Below are 8,683 nucleotides of genomic sequence, written 5' to 3'. Positions count from 1 at the left end.
GCATGACCTCGGGGCCGCCGACCTCCTGGTGCAGCACGGCCTCGCTGAGCACCACCCACATCAGCGGCGGCGTCTCCCGGTCCAGGATGCGCTGGCGCTCCATCCGCGCGGCCACCCTGGCGTCGAGATTGTCCTCGTTCCTGAAGCCGAGCACCGCCCGGGCGTACTCCTCCGTCTGCAACAACCCGTCGACCAACTGCGCCTGGTACGTGGAGATGTACGCCGCCTTCGCCTCCATCTCCGCGTACGCCTGGAACCAGTGCGGCAGTTGGCTGCGCAGCACCAGGCCGACGAGCCGGGAGAACATGCCGTCCGTGCCGAGCGCCGCGTCCACCCGTTCGCTGAAGTCCCGTGTGGGGACCTTCTTCGCCGTCTCGATCTGGCCGACCAGCGAGCCGGTGACGAAGATGCACGCCCCCAACTGACTCTGTTTGAGGCCCGCTTCCTCGCGGCGGCGGCGGAGTTCGGAGCCGTAGTAGTCCAGGGGCGACGCAGAGGGGTCAAGGCTGCGGATGTGCACCATGTAGCCGAGCGTAACCATGCGGACGCGCATGAGTGATGTGAATGAGGTAACTGGCCGCGAAGGGGGAAGCTACCGGCCCGTAAGGCACGATGGCCTCCGATCCGCACACCCGCCCGGAGGACCGCATGCCGCCCGCCACCCCCAAGCCGGAGACCCTCGCCGCCTTCGAGGCCGCCAAGGGCTTCATGCCCGTGGACGAGGGGCTGGCCCTGTACGCGGCCGCTGCCGAGGCCGGGGCGCTCGGGCTGCCGCTGCTCGAAGTGGGGACGTACTGCGGACGGTCGACGATCCTGCTCGCCGACGCGGCCCGCGAGGCCGGGACGGTGGCGGTGACCGTGGACCACCACCGGGGCAGCGAGGAGCAGCAGCCGGGCTGGGACTACCACGACCCGGAGGTGGTGGACCCGGAGGTGGCCCTGATGGACACGCTGCCCACCTTCCGCCGCACACTGCACCGCGCGGGTCTGGAGGACCACGTGATCGCGATCGTCGGCCGGTCGCCGCAGGCGGCGAAGGTGTGGGCCGGCGAGGTCGGCCTGGTCTTCGTCGACGGCGGCCACACGGACGAGCACGCGACGAACGACTACGAGGGCTGGGCCCCGCACCTCGCGGAGGGCGGCCTGCTGGTGATCCACGACGTGTTCCCGGACCCGGTGGACGAATTCACCGGCCAGGCCCCGTACCGCGTCTACCTGCGGGCGTTGGCGTCGGGGGCGTTCACCGAGGTGGCGGCGACGGGGTCGCTGCGGGTGCTGCGGCGCACGGGCGCGGGGATCTGATTTCGGCGGGCCGCCCGGTTAGCATCGCCACCGTGTCGTACGACGAGAACCAGCATCCCCCCACCGGACCGCGCCGCTCCCGGCGCGGTCTCGTCGCTGTCGCCGCTCTCGTGCCTGTGGGCCTCGCCGGATGGCTGATCTGGCAAGGGGCGGACGGCGACGGCGCACCTGGACCCGCGGCGGCCTCGACGCCGTCGTCCGCGGGCAAGCCCGGTGACACCGGCCCGACGGGATCGCCCTCCCCCTCGGCGTCTCCCGCCGGCTCCCCCAGCGCGTCGGCCACGCGCTCCGCGGCTCCGGAGGGGCCCGGGGGCAAGGGGCCGCTCGCCGGGAAGGTGGTCGTCGTCGACCCCGGGCACAACCCCGGCAACTTCCGTCACCCGAGCGAGATCAACAAGCTCGTGGACATCGGGACGAACCGCAAGGAATGCGACACCACGGGCACGGCGACGGTCGGCGGATACCGCGAGGCCGATTTCACCCTCGATGTTTCACGACGTCTTCGCACTTTGCTGGAAAAGCAGGGCGCACGGGTCGAATTCACCCATGAAAGCGACCGTCCGTTCGGTCCCTGTATCGACGAACGGGCACGGTTCGGCAACGAAGCGAAGGCCGACGCCGTGATCTCCGTGCACGCGGACGGATCGGCGACCGGCAACCGCGGATTCCACGTCATCCTGCCCGCGCTCGTCAAGGGCGGTGCCGCGGACACGTCGAAAATCGTTGGGCCCTCCCGTGACCTGGGGGAACGCCTCGCGGGCCACTTCCTGCGGGCGACCGGAAGCGCGCCGTCCAACTATGTGGGCGGCGGTACGGGACTGGACGAGCGCAAGGATCTCGGCGGGCTCAACCTGTCCACCGTTCCCAAGGTGTTCATCGAATGCGGCAATATGCGTGATCCCAAGGACGCCGCTCTGCTGACCAGTCCGGGCTGGCGCCAGAAGGCAGCCCAGGGAATGGCGGACGGGATCGGCAGCTACCTCGGGAAGTAACCCGGACAACTGCGATACCGGGAGGACGGCCGGAACCGGCGGACGATAGATTCGCCTCTACGATGGGGAGTCACCCCCGAGCTCCGCGTCCGTGTACCCGCCCGACCAGGCGGCAGCGACGACCGCCCCGATGAGACGACCTACGAAGGACTGACACGTGAACATCCGCTCCCTCACTCGAGGCGATGGCGTGGTGATCGGAGCAGCGGTGTTGCTGTTCATCGCCTCGTTCCTCGACACGTTCGACTGCTCCGGCAGTGAATGCGACGACGTGCCGACCGCCTGGGACAACGGATCCCTGCTCCTGGGCTTCTACCTCGCCGGCATCATCGGTGCGGCCCTGATCGTCCTGGCCCGCGCGCTGCCGCAGCCCCCGAAGGTCATCGGGCTCGACCTCGGCCAGCTCGGTGTCGCACTGACGCTCTTCACGGCCTGGTCCGCGCTCGGCGCGATCTTCGACCCGGCCGGTTCGCTCAACGCCGAGGGCTTCAGCCCCGATTCCGGCACCGGGCTCATCCTCGGCTTCATCGCGGCGCTCGCGCTCGCCGCCGGCGCCGTCTGCTCCCTGCTGGTTCCCGCTCTCAAGGCCCCGCTCATCGGCGCCCCCCGCCCGGCCGCCCCGCAGCCGTACGGCATGCAGCCGCAGGGTGGTTACGGATACCCGGGCGCCCAGCAGCAGCCCTACGGCGCGCAGCCGGGTCAGCCGCAGCCGTACGGCGCCCAGACCGGCGCTCCGCAGGCCGGTCAGCAGGCCGCTCCGGCCCCGGCCGACGCCTCGCACGGCGGTGCGCCGTCCGACTTCTCGCCCTTCTGGTTCGCCGTGCCCGTCGCCCGGCCGCTGTACGGCGAGGACGGTTCGCCGACGCCGATCGCCGAACTCGCGCCCGGTACCTGGTACCTCGCGGTCGAGCAGCGCGGCCCCGGCCTGGTGGCCCAGACCCAGGACGGCCGTCGCGGCGTCCTGCAGGACACCTCCGGCATCCAGCGCGGCTGACGTCGCGCACGCCTTCGCGGCCCCTCGCCCTTCCGGGCGGGGGGCCGCTGCCGTACTCTGACCGCTGCCCTACCTGACGTTCCGCCAGAAAGCAGTGGAGGCGGCGCACATGCGACTGGGACTCGCCCTCGGCTACTGGGGCCGCGGCCCCGACCCCGCCCATCTCGCCCTGGCCCGTGAGGCCGAGCGGCTCGGCTACGACTCCGTGTGGACGGCCGAGGCGTGGGGGTCGGACGCGTTCACGCCGCTGACCTGGATCGCCGCGCACACGTGCCGTATCCGGCTGGGCACGGCCGTCGCGCAGATGGCCGCGCGCACCCCGACGGCGACGGCGATGCACGCGCTCACCCTCGACCACCTGTCGGGCGGGCGGATGATGCTGGGGCTCGGCCTGTCGGGGCCTCAGGTGGTGGAGGGCTGGTACGGGCGCCCGTTCCCGTCGAGCCCGCTGACCGCGACGCGCGAGTACGTGGACGTCGTCCGCCAAGTCCTCGCGCGCGAGGGGCCCGTGGAGCTCGCGGGACGGTTCCACTCGCATCCGTACGCGGGCGGGGACGGCACCGGCACGGGCAAGCCCCTGAAGCCGATCACGCATCCGCTGCGGGCGGACCTGCCGGTGCTGCTGGGCGCGGAGGGGCCGAAGAACATCGCGCAGACGACGCGCATCGCCGACGGCTGGCTGCCGCTGTACTGGTCGCCGCTGCGGACGGACGTCCACGCCGCGTCACTCACCTCTCTGCCCGAGGGCTTCGTCGTCGCGCCGATGGCCCGCGCCCGCGTCTGCGACGACGTCGCCGAGGGGCTGCTGCCCGTGAAGGCGATGCTCGGCTTCTACATCGGCGGCATGGGGCACGCGGCGCGCAACTTCCACGCGGACCTGATGGCACGGATGGGCTTCGAGGAGGAGGCGCGCCGGGTGCAGGAGCTGTTCCTCGCGGGACGCCGCGAGGAGGCGGTGCTGGCCGTGCCGGACGCGTTCGCGGACGAGATCTCGCTCACCGGGCCGCGGGAACGGATCGCGGAGCGGCTGGAGCTGTGGCGCAAGGGGCCGGTGACGGACCTGCTGGTGACGGCTCCGGACCCGCATACGCTGCGGGTGCTCGCGGAACTGAACGCGTAGCCGTCTCCCTGCGAGAGCCCCGGTTGCCAACCGGGTTGGCCCGAAGGGGTTTCACGCACGCACGAGCGGCAAGACGCTGGTCATGACAACACACGCGAGAAACACCGCGATGGCGGCGCGGATCGTTGTCGTCGTCGCGGACGTGATGGCCTTCGTGATCGGCCTGTGGATCCTGATGTACCTGCTGGAGGCCAACCGCGCGAACGACCTCGTGGAGTTCATCCGCGGGGTGGCACGGTGGCTTTCCGGCTGGTCGCACGACCTGTTCACCTTCGACAAGGAATGGGCGAGGGTGGTGGCGGGCTACGGCCTGGCGGCGCTGGTGTACCTGTTCGTGGGGCACGGCGTGGCGGGCCAGTTGCGCAAGCGGTAGCGCCTTGCGGGGGCGCGTTTTCCCCCACCCCGCCCCTCCCCGAAACCGGGGCTCCGCCCCGGCCCCCGTACCGCGCTCCGCGCGGTGTCCTCAATCGCCGGACGGGCTGGATTTCGCTCCGCGAAGTCCAGCTCCGCCGGGCGCACCTCTCACGGCCGCCAGGCCGTGGGGGAGATTCAGGCACGAGGCCTGCGGCTGAGCCCCGAGAGCGCGCCGCGCACACTCAGCCCCGCCGCCGGGCACTTCCAGCCCGGCAGGGGCACATCCAGCCCCGCTGGAGCCACCTCCCACGGCCGCCAGGCCGTAGGGGGAGATTGAGGCACGGGGCCTGGGGCAGAGCCCCGAGGGGCACGCAGCGCATACTCAGCCCCGCCGGCGATTGAGGCGCGGGGGTGCGGGGGCGGAGCCCCCGGAACCCGCGCCGCGCGCTGGGCGGGGTGGTTGCCCCGGTTTCGGGGAGGAGCGGGGTGGGGGCAAACCCCCGGTCACAGCAACCCGCAGCAGTCCCCCGCCAACCCCCTCGGCAACCGCTCCCCCCCGAACACCGCCGTCGTCGCCTCGTCGCCCCCCAGCGCCGCCACCGCCAGCAGCAGGGAGCCCGCCGTCCACGTGGTCAGTTCCTCCGGCCACATCGCGCGGTCGCCCTCGAAGACGTAGCCCGTCCAGTACATGCCGTCCTCGGCGCGCAGGTGCCGGATGGACTGGAGGATCTCCAGCGCGCGGTCGGATTCGCCCATCGCCCACAGCGCCAGCGCCAGTTCGCAGCTCTCGCCGCCCGTGACCCACGGGTTCGGCAGGACGCAGCGCACGCCCAGGGCCGGGACCACGAAGTCGTCCCAGCGGGACTCGATCCGCGCCTTGGCCTCCGCGCCCGTGACCGCGCCGCCGAGGACCGGGTAGTACCAGTCCATCGAGTAGCGGCCCTTGTCGAGGAAGCGCTCGGGGTGGTGGCGGATCGCATGGGCCAGCGCGCCGGTGGCGAGTTCCCAGTCCGGCTGGGGCTCCTCCCGCTCCTCCGCGATCGCGAGAGCGCACCGCAGCGCGTGGTGGATCGACGAACTCCCGGTCAGCAGCGCGTCGTTCACCGCCGTGCCGTCCGGCTCGCGCTTCCAGCCGATCTGGCCGCCCGGCTGCTGGAGGCCGAGCACGAACTCGACCGCCGCGAACACCGCAGGCCACATGCGGTCGAGGAACGCCTCGTCGCCCGTGGCCAGGTAGTGGTGCCAGACGCCGACCGCTATGTACGCGCAGAAGTTGGACTCGCGGCCGTGGTCGGTCACGTCGTCCGCGTCGCCGTCGTGGTAGGCGGCGTACCAGGAACCGTCGTCGTTCTGGTGGCGGGCCAGCCACGCGTAGGCACGGGCCGCCGCCTCGTGCTCGCCCGCCGCGTCCAGCGCCATCGCGGCCTCGGTGTGGTCCCACGGGTCGAGGTGGTGGCCCCGGAACCACGGGATCGCGCCGTCCTCGCGCTGCGCGGCGAGGATGCCCGCGACGGTCTGCGCGGCCTGCTCGGCCGTCAGGACGCCGGGCAGGACGAGTTGGTCCGTCTTGGCCGGGTCCGTGCCCGGCCAGGCCGGGGACGTTGGAGGTTGCTGGCCGGTGGGTGGTTTCCTCGGAGTGGCGCCCGGGTGGCGCGAGGTCGTCACGCCTCGGCCTTGGGCAGATGCGGCTTGGTCGCGTACGCCACGAAGCTCTTGCCGACGACCGGGTTGAGGAGCTGCTCCGCGAGCCGGGTCGCGAGCGGCTTCTTCATGATGTCCCAGACCAGCAGCTTGTGGTACGCCCGCACGGGCAGTGCTGCGTCGTCACCGTCCCTGCCCACTCCGAAGGCGCACTTGAGCCACCAGTACGGCGAGTGCAGCGCGTGCGCGTGGTGGGTGCCGTACGGCTTGAGGCCGGCTTCCCGGATCTTGGCGAGTAGTTCGTCGGCCTTGTAGATGCGGATGTGGCCGCCCTCGACCTCGTGGTACGCGTCGCTCAGCGCCCAGCAGACCTTCTCGGGGCCGTAACGCGGCACGGTGACGGCGATACGGCCGCCGGGCCGCAGCACCCGGACCATCTCGGCGAGCACGCCCTTGTCGTCGGGGATGTGCTCCATCACCTCGGAGATGATCACGACGTCGAAGGACTCGTCGGGGAACGGCAGGTTGAGCGCGTCACCCTCCATCGCGGTGGCCGTGGCGCCCTCGGGCGCCTCGCCCGCCTCCTTCATCGCGGCGAACCACTTGGCGACCTCGCGGATCTCCTCGCCGTTCTGGTCCAGCGCCACGACCTGCGCGCCGCGCCGGTAACACTCGAACGCGTGCCGGCCTGCGCCGCAGCCCAGGTCGAGCACGCGGTCGCCCGGGGCGAGCGGGAAGCGGGAGAAGTCGACGGTCAGCACGGGGGTCTGCCTTCCTGGGGGCGGAGCTGGGGTGCGGGGGGTCAGGAGGTACGGGTACGGACGGGTGCCGGCGAGGCGGCGATGGCCTCCCGGTAGCGCTCGGCCGTGCCGATCGCGGCCTGCTTCCACGTGAAGCGGGCGAGCACCCGGGCCCGGCCCGCCGCGCCGAGCCTGGCCCGCAGGTCCGGCTCGCCGAGGAGGCGGCGCAGGGCGGCGGCCAGGGCCTCGGCGTCGCCGGGCGGCACGGCCAGGCACGTCTCGCCGTCGGGGCCCGCGACCTCGGGGATCGCACCGCCCGTGGTGGCGACGAGTGGGGTGCCGGTGGCCATGGCCTCGGCGGCGGGCAGCGAGAAGCCCTCGTACAGGGACGGCACGCAGGCGATCTGGGCACTGCGCACGAGATCGACGAGTTCGGCGTCGGTGATGCCCTTGACGAACCGGACGGCGTCCGCGAGTCCGTACCGTTCGATGAGCTGGGCGACGGGGCCGTCCTCGGCGCGCTTGCCGACGACGACGAGGTGGGCGTCCGGGTTCTCGGTGCGCAGTTTCGCCAGGGCCTCGACGAGGTGGACGAGTCCCTTGAGGGGCACGTCGGCGCTGGAGGTGGTGACGATCCGGCCGGGGACCTCGGAGACCGAGGGATCCGGCGAGAACAGGTCGGTGTCGGCGCCGATGTGGACGACGTGGATGCGGTCGCCGCGTACGCCGAGGTGGTCGGTGATCTCCTGCCGCGAGGAACCGGAGACCGTGAGCACGGACGGCAGGCGGCGGGCGACGCGTTTCTGCATGCGGGTGAAGGCGTACCAGCGGCGTACGGAGGCGCGGCGCTTCCAGTCGGCGGCGGCGTCCAGGTCGAGCTGCCGGTCGACGGTGATCGGGTGGTGGATCGTCGTGACGAGGGGGGCGCCGAGGTCGCCGAGGAGCCCGTAGCCGAGAGTCTGGTTGTCGTGGACGACGTCGAACTCGCCGCGCCGGGCCCGCAGATGGCGGCGGGCGCGCAGGGAGAAGGTCAGGGGCTCGGGGAAACCGCCGGTCCACATGGTGGCGACCTCGAGGCCGTCGATCCAGTCGCGGTACTCGCCGCGCCTCGGGGTGCGGAACGGGTCGGGCTGGCGGTACAGGTCGAGGCTCGCCAGCTCGGTGAGCGGTACGCCCTCGTCGAGGACCGGGTAGGGCTGGGCGCCGATGACCTCGACGCGGTGGCCGAGGCGGGCGAGCTCGCGCGACAGATGGCGCACGTAGACGCCCTGGCCGCCGCAGAACGGGTTCCCCTTGTAGGTCAGGAGCGCGATGCGCAGCGGGGAGTCGCCGTCGCCGGACGCGCCCGCACGGGGGCCGATCTCTATGGCCTCTGCGGTCACCCACGGCCCCCTTCTCACTGCGTTTCGCCGGAGCGTAATCGGTCGCGCTAATCTAGAACAAGTTACAGACTTGATCGTTCGAGGAGCTTCGAATCTACCGGCAGGTAGCGCAACTGTGACCGGCGGATCAGGTGATTCGCGCCACGGCGTGCGGGCCG

9 protein-coding genes are annotated in these 8,683 nt (G+C 72.0%); 5 read left to right on the top strand and 4 right to left on the bottom strand.

The window, feature by feature from the left end; all coding sequences use genetic code 11:
• Positions 1-523 (bottom strand): helix-turn-helix domain-containing protein (locus tag ACWD0A_RS18580; protein WP_451299354.1); only part of this gene is annotated, 523 nt, incomplete at its 3' end.
• Between the two features lie 125 nt (positions 524-648).
• Here ACWD0A_RS18580 and ACWD0A_RS18575 point away from each other — a divergent pair.
• The 5 genes from ACWD0A_RS18575 to ACWD0A_RS18555 all read left to right on the top strand — a co-directional run bounded on the left by ACWD0A_RS18575 (position 649) and on the right by ACWD0A_RS18555 (position 4,781).
• Positions 649-1,302 (top strand): class I SAM-dependent methyltransferase, encoded by a 654-nt coding sequence (locus tag ACWD0A_RS18575; RefSeq protein ID WP_451299414.1) that lies wholly within the window; start codon positions 649-651, stop codon positions 1,300-1,302.
• A gap of 32 nt (positions 1,303-1,334) precedes the next feature.
• Positions 1,335-2,294: an N-acetylmuramoyl-L-alanine amidase gene (locus tag ACWD0A_RS18570; protein ID WP_451299352.1), complete on the top strand. Its 960-nt coding sequence runs from the start codon at positions 1,335-1,337 to the stop codon at positions 2,292-2,294.
• Between the two features lie 157 nt (positions 2,295-2,451).
• Positions 2,452-3,288, top strand: a complete 837-nt coding sequence (locus ACWD0A_RS18565) for a hypothetical protein (protein WP_451299350.1) — start codon at positions 2,452-2,454, stop codon at positions 3,286-3,288.
• A gap of 109 nt (positions 3,289-3,397) precedes the next feature.
• Positions 3,398-4,408: an LLM class F420-dependent oxidoreductase gene (locus tag ACWD0A_RS18560; protein ID WP_451299348.1), complete on the top strand. Its 1,011-nt coding sequence runs from the start codon at positions 3,398-3,400 to the stop codon at positions 4,406-4,408.
• Positions 4,409-4,490: 82 nt separating this feature from the next.
• On the top strand, positions 4,491-4,781 hold the full coding sequence (locus ACWD0A_RS18555) for a hypothetical protein (protein ID WP_451299346.1): 291 nt from the start codon (positions 4,491-4,493) through the stop codon (positions 4,779-4,781).
• A 485-nt stretch (positions 4,782-5,266) separates the two neighbouring features.
• On the opposite strand, the gene ACWD0A_RS18550 is transcribed toward ACWD0A_RS18555, so the two are convergent.
• From ACWD0A_RS18550 to ACWD0A_RS18540, 3 genes are all read right to left on the bottom strand, one after another.
• Positions 5,267-6,313, bottom strand: a complete 1,047-nt coding sequence (locus ACWD0A_RS18550) for a prenyltransferase (protein ID WP_451299412.1) — start codon at positions 6,311-6,313, stop codon at positions 5,267-5,269.
• A 110-nt stretch (positions 6,314-6,423) separates the two neighbouring features.
• A complete protein-coding gene (locus ACWD0A_RS18545; protein WP_451299344.1) occupies positions 6,424-7,164 on the bottom strand; it encodes a class I SAM-dependent methyltransferase in 741 nt (246 codons plus the stop codon).
• A 41-nt stretch (positions 7,165-7,205) separates the two neighbouring features.
• Positions 7,206-8,525, bottom strand: a complete 1,320-nt coding sequence (locus ACWD0A_RS18540) for a glycosyltransferase family 4 protein (protein ID WP_451299342.1) — start codon at positions 8,523-8,525, stop codon at positions 7,206-7,208.
• Positions 8,526-8,683: the final 158 nt, after the last annotated feature.

This window comes from Streptomyces sp. NPDC002867 (genome assembly GCF_053591895.1).
The sequence above is the reverse complement of the archived record's forward strand: the minus strand, read 5'-3'. Positions and strand labels throughout refer to the sequence as shown.